Raw genomic sequence first — 16,184 nt, forward strand, 5'->3', positions numbered from 1 at the left:
GGACGGTGGCGGCCCTTCGTCGTGCCTCGCGCCGCTGAGCGTTCCTCTGCGGGACTCCCCGACTTGACCCGTCCCACGGATCGCCGACATACTCACCGTGTCTTAGGTAAGGCTCACCTTACTTAGTCTTACCTCACCCGATTCCGATGGAGGCAATGATGCTGGGCAACTTCCTGATCGGCCTGCGCGAGGGGCTGGAGGCGGCGCTGGTCGTCGTCATCCTCCTCGCCTATCTGGTCAAGACCGATCGGCGGTCACTCATCCCGGGGATCTGGGGGGCGCGGGCCTGGCGGTCGCCGTCTCGTTGGCCTTCGGCGCGATCCTCACCTTCGGGCCGAGCGGCCTGTCCTTCGAGGCCCAGGAGATCATCGGCGGTTCGCTCTCGCTGGTGGCCGTCGGCCTGGTGACCTGGATGATCTTCTGGATGGCCCGGCACGCGAAGCACCTCTCCGGTGAACTCAAGGGCAGCATCGACAACCACGCCGCCTCCGGACGCGGGGGCATGGTCCTGGTCGCCCTCCTGGCGGTCGGCCGCGAGGGTCTGGAGACCGCACTGTTCCTCTGGGCCGCCACGCGGGCCGCGGCGGGGACGTCCGAGGGCGGCTGGGTGCCCCTGACCGGTGCCGCGCTCGGCCTCGTGAGCGCCATCCTCATCGGCTGGCTCATCTACCGAGGTGCCCTGCGCCTGGACCTCGGCATGTTCTTCACCTGGACGGGTGCCTTCCTCATCCTCGTCGCCGCGGGCGTACTCGCCTACGCCTTCCACGATCTCCAGGAAGGCGGCCTGGTCCCCGGCCTCGACGCCGTCGCCTGGGACATCAGCGGACTCGTCCCGCCCACCTCGATCGTCGGCTCCGTCCTCAAGGGCGTCTTCAACTTCACCCCGAGCCCGACCCTGCTCGAGGCGGCCGCCTGGATCGTGTACGTCGCGATCGTCCTGCCGCTGTACTTCATCCGCCTCCACCGCGGCCACCAGACCAGCACCGAGTCCACCACCGCCACCACCGAAGGAGTCCACGCATGACCTCCCGCCCCACCCGCTCGATGGTGCTGCTCGGCGGCACCGCGCTCGCCGTCGCCCTCACCGCCGGATGCACCCGCAACGTCTCGACCGCCGCGCCGGCCACCGGCACCGGTGCCGTCGCCGTCACGTCCACCGACGACGCCTGCCGGCTCGCGACCACCTCGGTGCCCGCGGGCAAGGTCACCTTCGACGTCACCAACAAGGGGACGAAGGTCACCGAGTTCTACCTCTACGCCGCCGACGGCAAGCGCATCCTCGGTGAGGCCGAGAACATCGCCCCCGGCCTCACCCGCAGCCTCGTCGTCACCGCCGCGGAGGGCAGCTACCTGACCGCCTGCAAGCCGGGTATGACCGGAGACGGGATCCGCGCCGCCTTCACCGTCACCGCCTCCCACGAAGCGGTCGCCGCGCCCGCCGGCGACCAGGAGCTCGCCGGCCAGGCCAAGGCCGCGTACGCCACCTACATCCGTGCCGAGGCGGACCAGTTGCTCGAGGGCACCAAGGAGTACGCCGAGCTCTACAAGGCCGGAAAGGACGACGAGGCCCGGGAGGAGTACGCCGAGGCACGTACGCACTGGGAGCGGATGGAGCCCGTCGCCGAGTCCTTCGGGGATCTGGATCCACGGATGGACGCCCGTGAGGCCGATCTCGAGCCCGGGCAGGAGTGGACCGGCTGGCATGCCATGGAGAAGGACCTCTGGCAGCCCGCGGGCGGCGGCCACACCGCCCTGACCCCCGCGCAGCGCGCGAAGCTGGCCGATCAACTGGTCACGGACACCGAGGAGCTGCACCGCCGCACCCGCGACATGGCCTTCACCCTCGACCAGATCGGCAACGGCGCGAAGAGCCTCCTCGACGAGGTGGCCACGGGCAAGGTGACCGGGGAGGAGGAGACCTGGTCGCACACCGACCTGTGGGACTTCCAGGCGAACATCGACGGCGCCAAGGAGGCGTACGAGACGCTCCACCCGCTCCTGCAGCAGCGCAACCCCCAGCTCGACCAGGAGATCGACGAACGCTTCGACGCCCTGCAGGCCCTGCTTGACACCCACCGCAAGGGCGACGGGTTCGTCGGCTACGACACCCTGTCCAAGGACCAGGTGAAGCGCCTGTCCGATGCCGTCAACGCACTCTCCGAGCCCCTCTCCCGGATGACCGGGGCGGTGCTCTGATGGAGGCCGGTCTGATGCAGGTCGGTCGCCGGGGCTTCCTCGGGCTCGCCGGGGCCGGTGCCGCCGGGGCAGCGGTCGCCCTGGGAGCTCAGGCCGGACTCGGCCAACGCCGCACGGGCGCTCCGGCCGCAGGGATGTACGCCTTCGAGGGGCCGCATCAGGCCGGCATCGTCACCCCGGCCCAGGACCGGATGTACTTCGCGTCCTTCGACGTCACCACCCGGTCCCGGGAGCGGCTCGTCGCCCTGCTCCAGGACTGGACCCGCGCGGCCCGGGAGCTGACGGCGGGACGCGAGGTGGGTGGCGGGACGCTGCCGTACGCCGACCCGCCGGCCGACACCGGCGAGGCGATCGGCCTGCCGGCCTCGGGTCTGACGCTGACCTTCGGTGTCGGCCCGTCGCTGTTCACCGGAGCGGACGGGACGGACCGGTTCGGGCTCGGCGGCCGCCGGCCGGCCGCACTGGAGACCCTGCCGCACTTCCCCAAGGACCACCTGGACCCTTCGCGCAGCGACGGGGACCTGTGTGTCCAGGCCTGCGCCGACGACCCCCAGGTGGCGTTCCACGCCATTCGCAACCTGACCCGACTCGCCTTCGGGACGGCGGCGCTGCGCTGGAGCCAGCTCGGCTTCGGCCGGACGTCCTCGACCAGCAGCTCACAGGAGACGCCGCGGAACCTCTTCGGGTTCAAGGACGGGACGGCGAACCTCAAGGCCGAGGAGAGCGGCGAACTCGACCGGCACCTCTGGGTGGCCGCCGGGGACGACCCGAGGGCCGATTGGCTGGCCGGCGGGACCTACCTGGTGGCCCGCCGGATCTCGATGCGGATCGAGACCTGGGACCGGACCAGTCTGCGTGAACAGGAGGGCATCTTCGGACGTGACCGGGCCCAAGGGGCTCCCCTGTCCGGTGGCCGGGAGTTCGACAGGCCCGACTTCACCGCCACCAGTCGTGACGGGGCTCCGCTGATCGCCACCGGCAGTCATGTCCGACTGGCCCACCCGTCCCAGAACGACGGGCACCGGATGCTGCGCAGGGGCTACAACTACACCGACGGCGACACGTCGCTGGGCCGCATGGACGCCGGTCTGTTCTTCGTCGCCTTCGTCCGCGACCCGGCCCGTCAGTACATCCCGCTGCAGAACACATTGGCCCGGCAGGACGCCCTCACCGAGTACCTGCAGCACACCGGGTCGGGGCTGTTCGCCTGCCCGCCCGGCGTCGGCCCCGACGGCTGGATCGGCGAGGGACTGTTCGCCTGACGCGGCCGCTCAGACGTCGATGTGCTCCTGGTCGAGCCGGTAGGCGCCATCCACGATGAACTCCTTGCGGGGTGCGACCTCACTGCCCATCAGCATCTCGAAGACCTGCTCGGCCCCCTCGGCATCGTCGAGGGTGAGCCGGCGCAGCGTACGACGCCGAGGATCCATCGTGGTCTCCATCAACTGGTCGGCGTCCATCTCACCCAGGCCCTTGTACCGCTGCGGCTCCTTGAACCGGATGCCCTTCTTCGTCAGCTCCGCGCGCTTGCGCTCGTACTCGGCGTCGGAATAGGTGTAGAGGTACTTCTCCTGGCCCTTCTTCGGATTGGTGAGTTCGAACCGGTGCAGCGGCGGCACGGCGCTGTAGACGTGACCCTGCTCGATCATCGGTCGCATGTAGCGGAAGAACAGCGTCGCCAGCAGCGTCCGGATGTGGGCGCCGTCGGAGTCGGCGTCCGCCATGAAGATGACCTTGCCGTAGCGGCTGGCGTCGATGTCGAACGTACGTCCCGATCCGGCCCCGACCACCTGGATGATCGAGGCGCACTCGGCGTTCTTCAGCATGTCGGTGATCGACGCCTTCTGCACGTTGAGGATCTTGCCGCGGATCGGCAGCAGGGCCTGGTACTCGGCGTTCCTGGCCCGCTGGGCGGTGCCGAGCGCGGAGTCGCCCTCCACGATGAACAACTCGCACCGGTCGACGTCGTTGCTGCGGCAGTCCTTGAGCTTCGCCGGCAGGGTCGAGGACTCCAGCGCGTTCTTGCGGCGCTGAGCCTCCTTGTGGATCCTGGCCTGTACCCGGGTCCGCGAGGCGGCGACGATCTTCTCCAGCACCGTACGTGCCTGCTGCTTGTCGTCACGGCGGGTGGAAGAGAAGTACTTCCCCAGCTCGGCCTCCACCACTCGGGCCACGATCCGGGACACGGCGGGCGTGCCGAGCACCTCCTTGGTCTGGCCCTCGAACTGCGGTTCGGCCAGGCGCACCGTGACCACGGTGGTGAGCCCCTCCAGGACGTCGTCCTTGGCGACCTCCTCGCCGCTCTTCAGCAGCCTGGTGCCCTCGAGGGCGCGGCCGACCGCCCGCACCAGACCACGGTCGTAGCCTTGGACGTGGGTGCCGCCCGACGGTGTCGCGATGATGTTCACGAACGACTTGGTGATGGTGTCGTAGCCGGTCCCCCAGCGCAGCGCGATGTCCACCCCCAGGTCGCGCGTGACGTCGGTCGGGGTCATGTGGCCGCGGTCGTCGAGGACCGGCACCGTCTCCTCGAACGTGTCGTGGCCCTGCAGGCGGATGACATCGGTGAGGGGCGGGTCCTGGGCCAGGAAATCGCAGAACTCCGAGATACCCCCCTCGTGATGGAAGACCTCGACCTGCGGCGCGTCCCCGCGCGCGTCGGTCACCTCGATCCGCAGCCCCGGCACCAGGAAGCTGGTCTGCCGTGCCCGGGCATACAGGTCGGGCAACGAGAGCTTGGCGTCCTTGAGGAAGATGTTGTGGTCGGGCCAGTAGCGGATCCGCGTACCGGTCGCCCCCTTGGGAGCCCGGCCCGCCTTGACCAGCCCACCCCCCGGGGTGAACGCGGCGTCGGGGCCCTCCCCCGCGAAGCTGCCGGGCGTGCCGTGCCGGAAGGACATCGTCCACCGGGAGCCGTTGCGCGCCACCTCCACGTCCAGCCGGCTGGACAGGGCGTTCACCACCGACGCGCCCACGCCGTGCAGGCCGCCCGAGGCACCGTACGATCCGGAGCCGAACTTGCCGCCCGCATGCAGTTTGGTCAGCACCACCTCGACACCGCTGAGGCCGGTGCGCGGTTCGGTGTCGACCGGGATCCCTCGGGCGTGGTCGGTCACCGTGATCGCGCCGTTTGCCCCCAGCAGCACCTCGATGGCGTCACCGAAGCCCGCCAGCGCCTCGTCCACCGCATTGTCGATGATCTCCCACAGGCAGTGCATCAGGCCCTTGGTGTCGGTCGACCCGATGTACATGGCAGGACGCTTGCGCACCGCCTCCAGCCCCTCCAGCACCATCAGGCTGCGAGCGTCGTACGCGCGGGGTTCCGCGGAATGGGATTCGGAGAGGGGGACGGAGCTCGGCACGGTCAGAGCCTACCTTTCCGTCACCGAGACCCCCGCCGGCGACATGCCTGTCAACGCGTCACAGGATCGAGACACGTCCGTCATCGTCAGGCGCTGGTGTCGTTGGTCCACGGCGGTAGTCTCGGTGGGAACAAGGACGAGCGGGCGTACGTTGCATCTCCAAGAGCGCGCATGACCAACAACGATGCGCGCATCACCGATCGAGACCACCACGGCCTCCCGCGGGATCATCCGCAGCGACGCCACGACGGCACCACCCGCAACTCCGAGTTCACCGCCCCGGCGCACCGGCCACCCGGCCGAGAAAGTGAGGCCCATCATGAGCACGACGACCACCACGGTCCAGGATCCCGCACTGACCGCTGCCGACCGCTGCGACCGCTGCGGCTCGAAGGCCTATCTCCGGGTAACCCTCGCCAGCGGCGGGGAGCTTCTCTTCTGCGCCCACCACGCCAAGGAACACGCGGAGGCGTTGGCCAAGGTTGCGGCCCGGATCCAGGACGAGACGCACCTGCTGTCCTGACCGACCACGAGGTCCACAGCTCAGATACACGACTCCCCGTCGCCCTTCGGGCGGCGGGGAGTTTTCCGTGCTGCGGGACCGGTCGCCCGGCCGCGCCCACTCAGGAGGCGCTGCCCTGGGTGGCGCAGGTCCCGTTCGAGATCGGCCCGGCGGTGACCGGGTGGGAGGAGTCGGGGTCGACGATGACCTGGCCGGGACCGGTGATCCTGTCCATGCACGTCGCGGAGGCGGCCCGACCGGCCGCCGCACCGTCGATCCACACGTCCAGCCGGGTAGAGGCGCCGGACTTGGCACCGAGGTGACAGGCCCCGCAGATGTCCTCGACGATCAGGTAGCGCTGGAGCTTCGGGACGTAGAAGCGGGTGCCGGGCTGCCAGTCCATGCTGCTGGTCCGGCCACCGCTACCGGTGAAGCCGACCGCCACGGTGATCGGATCGGCGTAAGTGCCGGTGCCACCCGCCTTCGCGTGCAGCACCGAGTTCGAGACGGCGGCCGACCCTGCGGGCGAGTTGTCCCAGTAGGAGTAGCCGGTCAGGTACGCACTGACGGTACGTTCCTTCGTCGCGGCCGGTGGTGTGCTCGACGGCTCGGAGGGGGCGGGAGCAGACGTGGGCGTGGACGACGTGGTCGGCGTGGACGACGCCGAGGGCGAGGGCGAAGACGTCACCTCGGTCAAGGGCGGCCGCTCGGTGGAGCGACTGGTGCCGACGGTGTCCTCACGGTCGATGGCCACCGCCGTGGCCGGGGAGGCCTCGGGCGAGCGCGCCTCGCCCGGTCGGACCAGGACCCCGGTCAGACCGGCGGCGGCCACGAGGACCGCCGCGGTCGTCACTGCGAGCCGACGAACCACCCGCGCCGATCGGCGTGGAGAGGCCGCGGGAACCTCCTCGTCGAGGAGATGTCGCGCGGGTTGCCCAGCCCGGTCGGCCGGGCCGAGCAGGTCTGCTGGGGTCCCCGCTCGGGCGCAGGACAGGGCGCGGCGGGCTTTGCTCACGTGGTGCCTCTCGATCACAGGTGGTCGAGAACGAAACTACGTCAAGATGAGCAAAGATCACAATTTGGACACATTCGGATCACGTTTCAGCATCTGTCTGTGCCACAGGCCGGAAAAGCCAGTGGCCCGAGCCGGTGTCGGCTCCTGACGCACGGTGCCCCCGCCGCGACCCGGAGGTCGCAGCGGGGGCACCGTAGCTGGGATTGAGGCCCGATACGTCAGTCGAGGTAATCCCGCAGCACCTGGGAGCGGGACGGGTGACGCAGCTTCGACATGGTCTTCGACTCGATCTGGCGGATCCGCTCGCGGGTCACGCCGTACACCTTGCCGATCTCGTCCAGCGTCTTCGGCTGACCGTCGGTCAGGCCGAAGCGCATCGACACCACGCCCGCCTCACGCTCGGACAACGTGTCGAGCACGTCGTGCAACTGCTCCTGCAACAGCGTGAAGCTGACCGCGTCCGCCGGGACGACCGCCTCGGAGTCCTCGATCAGGTCGCCGAACTCCGAGTCGCCGTCCTCACCGAGGGGGGTGTGCAGCGAGATGGGCTCACGCCCGTACTTCTGCACCTCGATGACCTTCTCAGGGGTCATGTCGAGCTCCTTGGCGAGCTCGTCCGGCGTGGGTTCGCGACCGAGGTCCTGCAGCATCTGCCGCTGGACACGGGCGAGCTTGTTGATCACCTCGACCATGTGGACGGGGATACGGATCGTCCGGGCCTGGTCGGCCATCGCGCGAGTGATGGCCTGCTTGATCCACCACGTGGCGTACGTGGAGAACTTGTAGCCCTTGGTGTAGTCGAACTTCTCGACCGCACGGATGAGACCGAGGTTGCCCTCCTGGATCAGGTCCAGGAACAGCATGCCGCGGCCGGTGTAGCGCTTGGCCAGCGACACCACCAGACGGAGATTCGCCTCGAGCAGGTGGTTCTTGGCGTTGTGGCCGTCGTTGGCGATCCACTCGTAGTCGCCCAGGTCGTTGGGCGAGAGCTTCCCGTTGTCCTCACCGAGCTTCTCCTCGGCGAAGAGGCCGGCCTCGATCCGCTTGGCGAGCTCGACCTCCTGGGCAGCGTTCAGCAGGGCGACCTTGCCGATCTGCTTGAGGTAGTCCTTCACCGGGTCCGCCGTCGCACCGGCGACGGTCACCTGGATCTCGGGCTCGTCCGAGTCGTCGGACTCGGCCAGGCTGAAGCCCTCCTCCTCGTTGATCTGCTTCTCGTCGACCTCGGCCTCTTCGACCTTGAATTCCTTGTCATCGACCTCATCGAGGTGCCGGCCCTTCTCGCCGCCACCGATGGTGATCTCGAGCTCGTCACCCACTCGGGTCGCCTCGACCGTGGTGTCGACCGTCTTCCGGGCGGCGGTCTTGCGGGCCGTCGTCTTCTTCGCGGTGGTCTTCTTGGCTGCAGCCTTCTTGACCGGCGCGGCCGCGCCGGCAGCGGCGGTCTTCCGCGTGGTGCCGGTCCCGTTGGCCGTCTTCGCGGTGGTCCGGTGAGCCGCCGCCTTGCGAGCGGGACCCTGCGAACCCCCCACCGTCGGTTCGGAGGAGTTTTCCTCAGCAGCTGATGACACAGACAACCTCTCTGCTTGGTGTCTCGGAGAACACGGGCGCGCAGAACCAGACCGGTCGATGCGCAGACCTGCAGGCCATTGTGACACGCCGGGGCAAACCGGGGCCAATGGAAATGGTCCGCCGCCACCATCCCCTGCGACCGTAAGGGATCGCCTGGGGCGGCTCAGGCTCCCGTCATCGTGGTCGGCTCAGCTGCACTTGACCGTGACGACCGGGCAGGGCGCCTCGAGCAGGACGCGCTCGGCCGTGTGCCCCAGGTTCAATCGGCCCTCAGCCGTCCGGCGGCGCAGCCCGATGACGATGGCCGGTGCACCGCAGCCGTCCCCGGGCAGGGCCGGACAGGCGGCCCGGAGCATGGCGTCGGCGAAGTCGTCCCCGGGCCCGCACTGCTCCCATTCCCAGGTCAGTCCGTCCAACAGCTCTCGGACCCCGTCCGGGACGGGATCACGGCTCACCACATGCAGGACGGTCCCGTCATGGCGGGCTCGCATCACGCCATGGGCGAGAGCTGCCCGGCCTTCATCCGACGACGAATGGGCCACCACGGTACACACGCTCGAAAGGGCCTTTCCCAGCTCGCTGCGCGGCGTTCCCCGGGCGCCGTCTCGAATCATTCGGACGACAGTGGCCACTCGTGGACGGGGAGATTCGACCTCATCAGATCCACGTACGAGGCGAGCATAGCCCTCAGGGCCGCCCTGCGGTCGAGCCCGTCCGCTTCGCGGGCGGCGACATGGGCCACCTGCCAGCTGGAGCCGTTGCGGCCGCGCAGGCAGCGGCGCTCGATGATGCCGAGCAGCCGATCGATCTCCTCCCCCGCCACCCCGCGATCAGCGAGGCCCTCGGCGGCCAGCGGCAGCAGCGTCCGCACCACCAACTCCTGCCCCGGAACCTGGCCGACACCCGGCCAGTACTGCTCAGCGCGGATGCCGTCGCGCACCGCCGCGCGGAAATTGTCCTCGGCCGCGCGGAACGACATCTTGGCCCACAACGGAGCGTCCTGGTGGGCCAGCGCATGGACCAGTCCGGCGAAGAACGCGACGTTCGCGAGGGTATCGACCACCGTGGGCCCGCCGGGTAGCACCCGGTTCTCCACCCGCAGGTGCGGCCGGCCGTCCGGCGCGGAGAAGATCGGCCGGTTCCAGCGGTAGATGGTGCCGTTGTGCAGGTTCAGCTCGGTCAGCCGCGGCACCCGCCCCGCCTCGAGCTCCGCCTCGGGATCCTCGGCGCCGGTGATGGGCAGCAGGGCCGTGAAGTAGCGCCGGTTCTCCTCGAAGAGGTCGAAGATCGAGTCCACCCAGCGCTCGCCGAACCACACCCGGGGCCGTACGCCCTGGGCGACCAGCTCGGCGCTGCGGGTGTCGGTGCTCTGCTCGAACAACGGCACGCGGGTCTCGGCGACCAGGTGGCGCCCGAAGAGGAAAGGCGAGTTCGCCCCGACGACGATCTGTGCTCCCGCGATGGCCTGGGCGGCGTTCCAGTGGGCGGCGAACTCGTCCGGGCTGACCTGCAGGTGCACCTGGGTGGAGGTGCAGGCCGCCTCCGGCATGATCGAGTCGGTTTCGATGCTGAGATGCTCGGCACCCCTGATGTCGATCAGGATGTTCTCCTGGCGTGACTCGAGGATCTGGTCGTTCAGCAGCAGGTAGCGGCCGCCGCCGGAGATGTTCGCGATGTCCAGATGGCGCGGTTCGAGAGTGGGCAGGGTCCCGATCATCACCACGGACGGGCGCACCGTGAGGTCGGCGGCATCGACCCGTGTCTGCGCGTGGCTGAGGATCTCGGCGACGTCCTGTTCGAACGAGCTCAGCCCGTGCGGCCCCAGGGCCCGCGGTTCGACGTTGAGCTCGATGTTGAACCGGCCGAGTTCGGTGGTGAAACGGTCGTCGTCGATGGCCTCCAGGACCTGGGCGTTGACCATCGCGGGCCGCATCCGGTCGTCGACCAGATTGAGCTCCACCTCCAGTCCCGCCAGCTTGGGCTCGGTGACGAACTCCACCTCCTCGAGCAGACGACCCAGCACGGCCACGTCCCTGGCCACCTTGCGCCGGTACCGACTCCGGTCACGACGGTCGAAGGTGCGGATCTCGACTTCGGCTCCCATGGCTCCATCATTCTGGGCATGCGGGCCATGGCGCAAAGGATCCCCCGCACCACGCGTCCGTTGCGAGCAAGCTCACAGGATCCGTCCTGGACACAGCTCCCTCCGATCCCGTCCCCGCGGGCCCTAGGGTGGGGTCGTGTTCGACTCCGCCGATACCCGCCCCAGCGGCGCTCCCCGGGCCGCGCGTCTCCCCCGGGAACGTACGCACCACGGCCGTACGTTCCTCGACCCGTACGAATGGCTCCGGGACGACGATCCCGCGGTGACCGCCTACCTGCGGGCGGAGAACGACTGGTTCGACGCCTGCACGGCGGAGCAGGAGCCGTTGCGGCGCTCGATCGTCGCCGACATCGCGGCGCGGACCCAGCAGACCGACCTCAGTGTCCCGGTCCGCGTGGTGCACCAGACCGCGGACGGGCCGCGGACGTACTGGTACTACCGCAGGTTCGTCGAGGGTGACAGCTATCCCGTCCAGGTCCGGCTGCGGACCGAGAGCGGTCCCGACGAGCTCCCGCCACGTCCGGATGACGCGCCGGAGGGCGAAGAGGTCCTGCTTGACCTGAATGCACGCGCCGAGGGCCACGACTTCTACCAGGTCGGCCTTCTGGAGGTGTCTCCGGACGGGAGTCTGCTCGCCTGGTCGGAGGACACGACCGGTGATGAGCGCTTCACGGTGCGGTTCCGTGACCTCGTCACCGGGGAGGAGGTTGCCGACACGCTGGAGGAGGCCGCCTGGGGCGGGGTCTGGGCGGGCAACGCGGCGCTGGTCTTCACCCGCTGCGACGCGGCGTGGCGGCCCTTCGAGGTGGTCGTGCACGAGCTCGGGACCGCTCCCGAGGAGGACCGGGTCGTACTGAGGGAGACCGACGAGCGCTTCTGGCTGTCGGTCGACGAGTCGCGCGACCACCGCTGGGTCGTCATCACCTCCTCGAGCAAGGACAGCTCGGAGTGCTCCCTGCTCTCCGCCGCGGCACCGTACGAGGCGCCGCACGTCGTCCTGCCCCGCACCCCGGGGGTCGAGTACGACGTGGAAGCCGGGCCGGACCGGCTGTGGATCATCCACAACGCCACCCTGGGCGGGGAACGAGCCGTGGACTTCGCCATGGCCACCGCCGCCTTCAACGCCACCGCGTTGAGCGACTGGACGCCGATGATCCGGCCCTGCCCTGGCGTCCGCCTGCTCGGCGTGGATGCGTACGACACCCACGTGGTCGTCCATCTGCGCCACGGCGGCGCCCTCGACGCCTACGTGGTGCCCACCACCGCGCTGCCCGAGGCCGGGCCGGCCGACGCCGGGCGGCCCGTCGAGTCCGCGCCTCCTGCCGACCGGATCCCGGGTCTTTCGATCGCCGCAGCACTGGCCGGTGTCGGCTCCGGGGGGCGGTCCGACGTGACCTCGCAGCCGATGACGGTCCAGGCGATGTCCCTGCCCGAGCTGGCGCCACGCCGGGTCCGGGCAGTGCTCACCTCGCTGGTCGACCCCCAGACCGTGGTGGAGTGCGACCTGGACCCGACCGGCGAGCTGAGCGGGCGCCCGGTCCATGTCCTGCGGCGTACGCCCGTCCTGGACCACCCCGAGCACGGGCCCTTCCGCGCCGAGGACTATGTCCAGTCGCGACTGTGGGCCACGGCCGACGACGGCACCCAGGTGCCGATGTCGGTCGTGCACCGTCGCGAGGTCCCGCTGGACGGCAGCGCTCCCGCGGTCCTCTACGGCTACGGGGCCTACGAGATCAGCATCGACCCCGAGTTCAGCATCTCGCGCCTGTCACTGCTCGACCGTGGCTTCGTCGTCGCCCTGGCCCACGTCCGTGGCGGCGGTGAGCTGGGCCGCGCCTGGTACGACGACGGCCGCCTGCTGAACAAGCGCCACACCTTCACCGACTTCGTCGCCTGCGCCCACCGGCTGGTCGAGGCCCGCTACACGTCGTCCTCGCGCCTGGTCGCCGAGGGTGGCAGCGCCGGCGGTCTGCTGATGGGTGCCGTAGCGAACCTGGCCCCCGACGACTTCGCCGGGATCCTCGCCGAGGTCCCGTTCGTCGACCCGCTCACCTCGATGCTGATGCCCGAGCTCCCCCTGACCGTGACCGAGTGGGACGAGTGGGGCGACCCGCTGACCGACCCGGTCGTCCACGACTACATGGCCGGCTACTCGCCGTACGAGAACGTGGCCCACCGCCACTATCCCCGGATCCTCGCCACCAGTGGCCTGCACGACACCAGGGTGTCGTACGTGGAACCGGCGAAGTGGGTCGCGGCGCTGCGCCACACCGCGATGAATGACGACGCCGAGATCCTGCTGCGGGTGGAGATGGAGGCCGGTCACGGCGGGGTGTCGGGCCGCTACGAGGGCTGGGCCGAGCGCGCCCGCGAACTGGCCTGGATGATCACCGTCGCCGGCGCGTAGTTCGCCCGGGCCCGGGTAAGAACATCATTGACGGGTCAACCCTGATCGGTCACAGGCCCAGATCAGGGTCGGCTCAGGGTCGGCTCGGGAATGAATTCCACGCTGAGGGACGTTGAATGTCCGTAGGTAACGGAAAGGGGCCCTCCTGTGGCTACGACGCGCACACGCACCAGCGATGGCATCGACGGCAAGGACGCGGTCGGTCTCTACCTCGACGGCATTGCGAAGACCGCACTGCTGAGCGCCGAGGAGGAAGTCGCCCTCGCGAAAAAGATCGAACTCGGCCTCTACGCCGAACATATTCTGTCCGGCGACGTCACGACTGCCGAGCGGCGTGCCGCCGCAGCCGAACGCGACGGGCTGACGCTGCGGCGGCCGACCGTCCAGGAGCTCGAGTTCCTCGTGGCCGAGGGGAGCAGGCGATGCAGCGGTTCGTCCAGGCCAACCTGCGCCTGGTGGTGTCGGTGGCCCGTAAGTACGGTCGCGGCCAGATGCCGTTGCTGGACCTCGTCCAGGAGGGCAACACCGGCCTGATCCGTGCGGTCGAGAAGTTCGACTACAGCAAGGGATTCAAGTTCTCGACGTACGCCACCTGGTGGGTCCGTCAGTCCATCTCCCGGGGTATCGCCCAGCAGGGACGCATCGTCCGGCTCCCCGTCCACGTGGCCGAACAGGTCAACCAGGTCGGGGCCGTGCGCCGCACCCTCGAGCGCGCCCTGGGGCGTGAGCCGGAGCTGGCCGAGATCGCCGCCGAGATGGGCCTGGAGGAGGAGAAGGTCATCGACCTGATCCGCTTCGGCCATGACCACGTCAGCCTGGACGCCCCGGTGGAGCAGGACGGCGACACCGCCCTGGGTGACCTGATCGCCCGTGAGCCCATGCCCGGACCAGACGAGGTCGTCCTGGACGCCGAGGACCACGCGCTCCTCGAGGACCTGCTGTCGACCCTCGACGACCGGTCGGCCGATGTCGTCCGCCGCCGCTATGGGCTGCTCGACGGCCGGCAGGCGAAACTCGCCGATATCGGCGCCGTCTGGGGGATCACCGCCGAGCGGGTCCGACAGATCGAACGGCACGCGATCACGCAGCTCCGCGTCCGGAGCGAGGAAATGGCTGCCTGACAACCGACCACCACGTCGGTCGCTACGAGAAATCGACCGGCGTGGTGGGGTGCTGTGCGCCCCACCACGCCGGTCGTCCACGTCCGGGCCCGGTTCGCAGCCGGCTCAGGATCTGCGGATGAGCCCTTCCTGGGCCTGGGTCGAGACCAGCTCCCCGTCCTGGAAGACGCGCCCCAGGGCGAGTCCGACGGCCATTGACGCCGATGGCGAGACCTGTTCGAAGAGCATCCAGTCATCGACCCGGATGGGCCGGTGGAACCACGTGGAGTGATCGAGCGAGACGGCCGTCAGCTCCGGGCTGAAGCTCACCCCATGGGTGACCAGGGTGGTCGACAGCAGCGAGACGTCCGACAGATAGGCCAGGATGCAGTCGTGCAGTCGCTGGTTGACCACCGGGTCGGTGCCGACGTCGGGGATGGTTCCGTTGGTGCGGTACCAGAAGCGCTGGGCGGACGGATGGGCCGAGTTCTCCTTGGCCTCGCCCACCCAGCGGATGTCCAGGACGCCCCACTCCTCGTCGACGTCGAGGAACGGTAGGCCGAGCCGCCGGTAGACCCGCTCGGTTTCGGGACCGCCGTCGAGCCGGGGGCACTCGTCCGGGCCGGGGATGCCGGGCGGCAGCGAGTCCTGGTGTTCCAGGCCCTCCTCGGGGGCCTTGAAGGACGCGGACAACCGGAAGATCTGCTTGCCGTGCTGACGGGCGGTGACGGAGCGCGTCGTGAATGTCCGCCCGTCCCTCTCCATCGCGACGTAGTAGATCAGCGGGGCGTCGTACTGCCCGGGACGCAGGAAATAGGCGTGCAGGGAATGCACCCGCCGCTCCGTCGGCACGGTGAAGTACGCCGCTGCCAGTGCCTGGGCGAGCACCTGTCCACCGAAGACCCTTTGCAGGCCGGATCGGGGATTGCGCCCGCGGTACAGACCGAACTCGATCTCCTCCAGACGCATCAGGTCGACGAGCTCATCAATGCCTTTGGGCACCAGTCATCCTTCCGGGGTGTCACCGTCCCCGGTGTCACGGCGACGGTCCTGCTCGGCCAGAAAACGCTCGAACTCGGCGGCCAGTTCGTCGGCGCTGGGCAGGTCACCCACCAGCGTGCGGAACTCGTCGTAGTTCGATTCCAGGATGGACACTACCGCCGGACCGTTCTCTGTCGCCGTCACCTGGGCGTCGATCTCGGCACGATTGACCAGCGCCCGCTCCTCGAGTTCGCCCGGTGCGAGATTGAGCCCGCAGGTCGCCTGGATGACTTCCAGCGCCGCGAGCGCCGAGGCCATGTGTTCCGACTTGCCCAGGTAGTAGGGCACGCAGACGTCGATGCCCAGGGTGCGATGTCCCTTCTCCTCGAGCACCGTCTCCAGGTATGCACCGAACGTCGCGATGACGGACAGCGAACCGCTGAAGGCCTCCCAGGGCTGCAGGACAAGCTCAGGTTCCGCGGAGTGGGTGAAGACCTGGGCCGGGCGCGTGTGCGGGACACGCATCGGCAGCCCGGTGAGATTGACGGTGAGGCGGACGTCCAGTCCGACGATGAGCTCCGTCATCGCCGCCACGGCCCGCTCCCACAGCAGCATCGGCTCGGGACCGATCAGGGCGAGGAAGGTCTCTCCCGCCGCGTCCGTCATCGCGTAGAGCACCAGTTCGGGTGCCGGCGGCCGGGTGAAGTGCCCGTCCTCGAAGTCGAGCATCGGGCGTCGGTCCGCGTATTGCGTCAGCAGGTCGAGGTCGAACCTCGCCAGCGGCCGATGGTCGCACTGCCCGAGGAGGTGGTCGCCGACGATCTGCTGCACCTCCCCGGCGCTGCCCGCGCCGTCGAGCAGGAGCAGCAGCACCGGGCGTTTCCCACCGAGCTCTCCCCAGCCGTCAGGGTGGGAGCGATAGAGGGGATGGGAGCCGGACATGGT

At 69.3% G+C, this 16,184-nt stretch carries 13 protein-coding genes and 1 pseudogene; 7 read left to right on the forward strand and 7 right to left on the reverse strand.

Annotated features, from left to right (window positions below; all coding sequences use genetic code 11):
- The first annotated feature begins 158 nt into the window (after positions 1-158).
- From Rai3103_RS18830 to efeB, 4 genes are read left to right on the forward strand one after another with little or no spacing between them, the layout of a single operon-like run.
- Positions 159-407 carry an FTR1 family protein gene (locus tag Rai3103_RS18830; protein ID WP_338420115.1) on the forward strand — a complete coding sequence of 83 codons (249 nt, stop codon included), beginning with the start codon at positions 159-161 and terminating at the stop codon, positions 405-407.
- Entirely contained in the window at positions 305-1,024 is a 720-nt protein-coding gene (gene efeU / locus Rai3103_RS15375) for an iron uptake transporter permease EfeU (protein WP_239022360.1), read from the forward strand. The genes Rai3103_RS18830 and efeU overlap by 103 nt, the downstream gene beginning before the upstream one ends.
- Positions 1,021-2,196 carry an iron uptake system protein EfeO gene (gene efeO / locus Rai3103_RS15380; RefSeq protein WP_228488979.1) on the forward strand — a complete coding sequence of 392 codons (1,176 nt, stop codon included), beginning with the start codon at positions 1,021-1,023 and terminating at the stop codon, positions 2,194-2,196. Before efeU ends, efeO begins: the two co-directional genes overlap by 4 nt.
- Complete coding sequence (gene efeB / locus Rai3103_RS15385; RefSeq protein WP_153573311.1) at positions 2,196-3,458, forward strand: iron uptake transporter deferrochelatase/peroxidase subunit; 1,263 nt, start codon at positions 2,196-2,198, stop codon at positions 3,456-3,458. Before efeO ends, efeB begins: the two co-directional genes overlap by 1 nt.
- Positions 3,459-3,467: 9 nt before the next feature.
- Here efeB and Rai3103_RS15390 read toward each other — a convergent pair whose 3' ends face one another.
- Positions 3,468-5,558: a DNA gyrase/topoisomerase IV subunit B gene (locus Rai3103_RS15390; protein ID WP_153573312.1), complete on the reverse strand. Its 2,091-nt coding sequence runs from the start codon at positions 5,556-5,558 to the stop codon at positions 3,468-3,470.
- Between the two features lie 319 nt (positions 5,559-5,877).
- Between Rai3103_RS15390 and Rai3103_RS15395 the strand changes: the two genes are divergently transcribed.
- Positions 5,878-6,081, forward strand: coding sequence for a DUF7455 domain-containing protein (locus tag Rai3103_RS15395; RefSeq protein ID WP_153573313.1), 204 nt, complete (start codon positions 5,878-5,880; stop codon positions 6,079-6,081).
- Between the two features lie 100 nt (positions 6,082-6,181).
- On the opposite strand, the gene Rai3103_RS18035 is transcribed toward Rai3103_RS15395, so the two are convergent.
- The 4 genes from Rai3103_RS18035 to Rai3103_RS15415 all read right to left on the reverse strand — a co-directional run bounded on the left by Rai3103_RS18035 (position 6,182) and on the right by Rai3103_RS15415 (position 10,751).
- The gene (locus tag Rai3103_RS18035) at positions 6,182-7,075 is read right to left on the reverse strand and encodes a hypothetical protein (RefSeq protein ID WP_228488980.1); all 894 of its coding nucleotides are present in this window, start codon (positions 7,073-7,075) and stop codon (positions 6,182-6,184) included.
- Positions 7,076-7,293: 218 nt separating this feature from the next.
- Positions 7,294-8,706 carry an RNA polymerase sigma factor gene (locus Rai3103_RS15405; protein WP_422396049.1) on the reverse strand — a complete coding sequence of 471 codons (1,413 nt, stop codon included), beginning with the start codon at positions 8,704-8,706 and terminating at the stop codon, positions 7,294-7,296.
- 129 nt (positions 8,707-8,835) lie between these two features.
- On the reverse strand, positions 8,836-9,138 hold the full coding sequence (locus Rai3103_RS15410; RefSeq protein ID WP_194793174.1) for a universal stress protein: 303 nt from the start codon (positions 9,136-9,138) through the stop codon (positions 8,836-8,838).
- Between the two features lie 119 nt (positions 9,139-9,257).
- Entirely contained in the window at positions 9,258-10,751 is a 1,494-nt protein-coding gene (locus Rai3103_RS15415) for a glutamate-cysteine ligase family protein (protein ID WP_153573316.1), read from the reverse strand.
- A gap of 136 nt (positions 10,752-10,887) precedes the next feature.
- Between Rai3103_RS15415 and Rai3103_RS15420 the strand changes: the two genes are divergently transcribed.
- Together Rai3103_RS15420 and Rai3103_RS15425 are read left to right on the forward strand one after the other, a co-directional pair.
- Positions 10,888-13,158, forward strand: coding sequence for a S9 family peptidase (locus tag Rai3103_RS15420; RefSeq protein ID WP_153573317.1), 2,271 nt, complete (start codon positions 10,888-10,890; stop codon positions 13,156-13,158).
- Positions 13,159-13,305: 147 nt separating this feature from the next.
- Positions 13,306-14,279, forward strand: a pseudogene (locus Rai3103_RS15425) (sigma-70 family RNA polymerase sigma factor).
- 105 nt (positions 14,280-14,384) lie between these two features.
- Here the strand turns inward: Rai3103_RS15425 and Rai3103_RS15430 are convergent.
- Entirely contained in the window at positions 14,385-15,260 is an 876-nt protein-coding gene (locus tag Rai3103_RS15430) for an acyl-CoA thioesterase (RefSeq protein WP_153573318.1), read from the reverse strand.
- A 3-nt stretch (positions 15,261-15,263) separates the two neighbouring features.
- Positions 15,264-16,181 (reverse strand): PAC2 family protein, encoded by a 918-nt coding sequence (locus Rai3103_RS15435; protein ID WP_153573319.1) that lies wholly within the window; start codon positions 16,179-16,181, stop codon positions 15,264-15,266.
- Positions 16,182-16,184: the final 3 nt, after the last annotated feature.

It is taken from the genome of Raineyella fluvialis, from assembly GCF_009646095.1.
Lineage (GTDB): Bacteria > Actinomycetota > Actinomycetes > Propionibacteriales > Propionibacteriaceae > Raineyella > Raineyella fluvialis.

Bases quoted from the DNA above. Each gene is read 5' to 3' on its own strand.
- Rai3103_RS15410 (WP_194793174.1), bottom strand. From the start codon at position 9,138: ATGCGAGCCCGCCATGACGGGACCGTCCTGCATGTGGTGAGCCGTGAT.
- Rai3103_RS18830 (WP_338420115.1), top strand. From the start codon at position 159: ATGCTGGGCAACTTCCTGATCGGCCTGCGCGAGGGGCTGGAGGCGGCG.
- Rai3103_RS15435 (WP_153573319.1), bottom strand. From the start codon at position 16,181: ATGTCCGGCTCCCATCCCCTCTATCGCTCCCACCCTGACGGCTGGGGA.
- efeO (WP_228488979.1), top strand. From the start codon at position 1,021: ATGACCTCCCGCCCCACCCGCTCGATGGTGCTGCTCGGCGGCACCGCG.
- Rai3103_RS15415 (WP_153573316.1), bottom strand. From the start codon at position 10,751: ATGGGAGCCGAAGTCGAGATCCGCACCTTCGACCGTCGTGACCGGAGT.
- Rai3103_RS15395 (WP_153573313.1), top strand. From the start codon at position 5,878: ATGAGCACGACGACCACCACGGTCCAGGATCCCGCACTGACCGCTGCC.
- efeB (WP_153573311.1), top strand. From the start codon at position 2,196: ATGGAGGCCGGTCTGATGCAGGTCGGTCGCCGGGGCTTCCTCGGGCTC.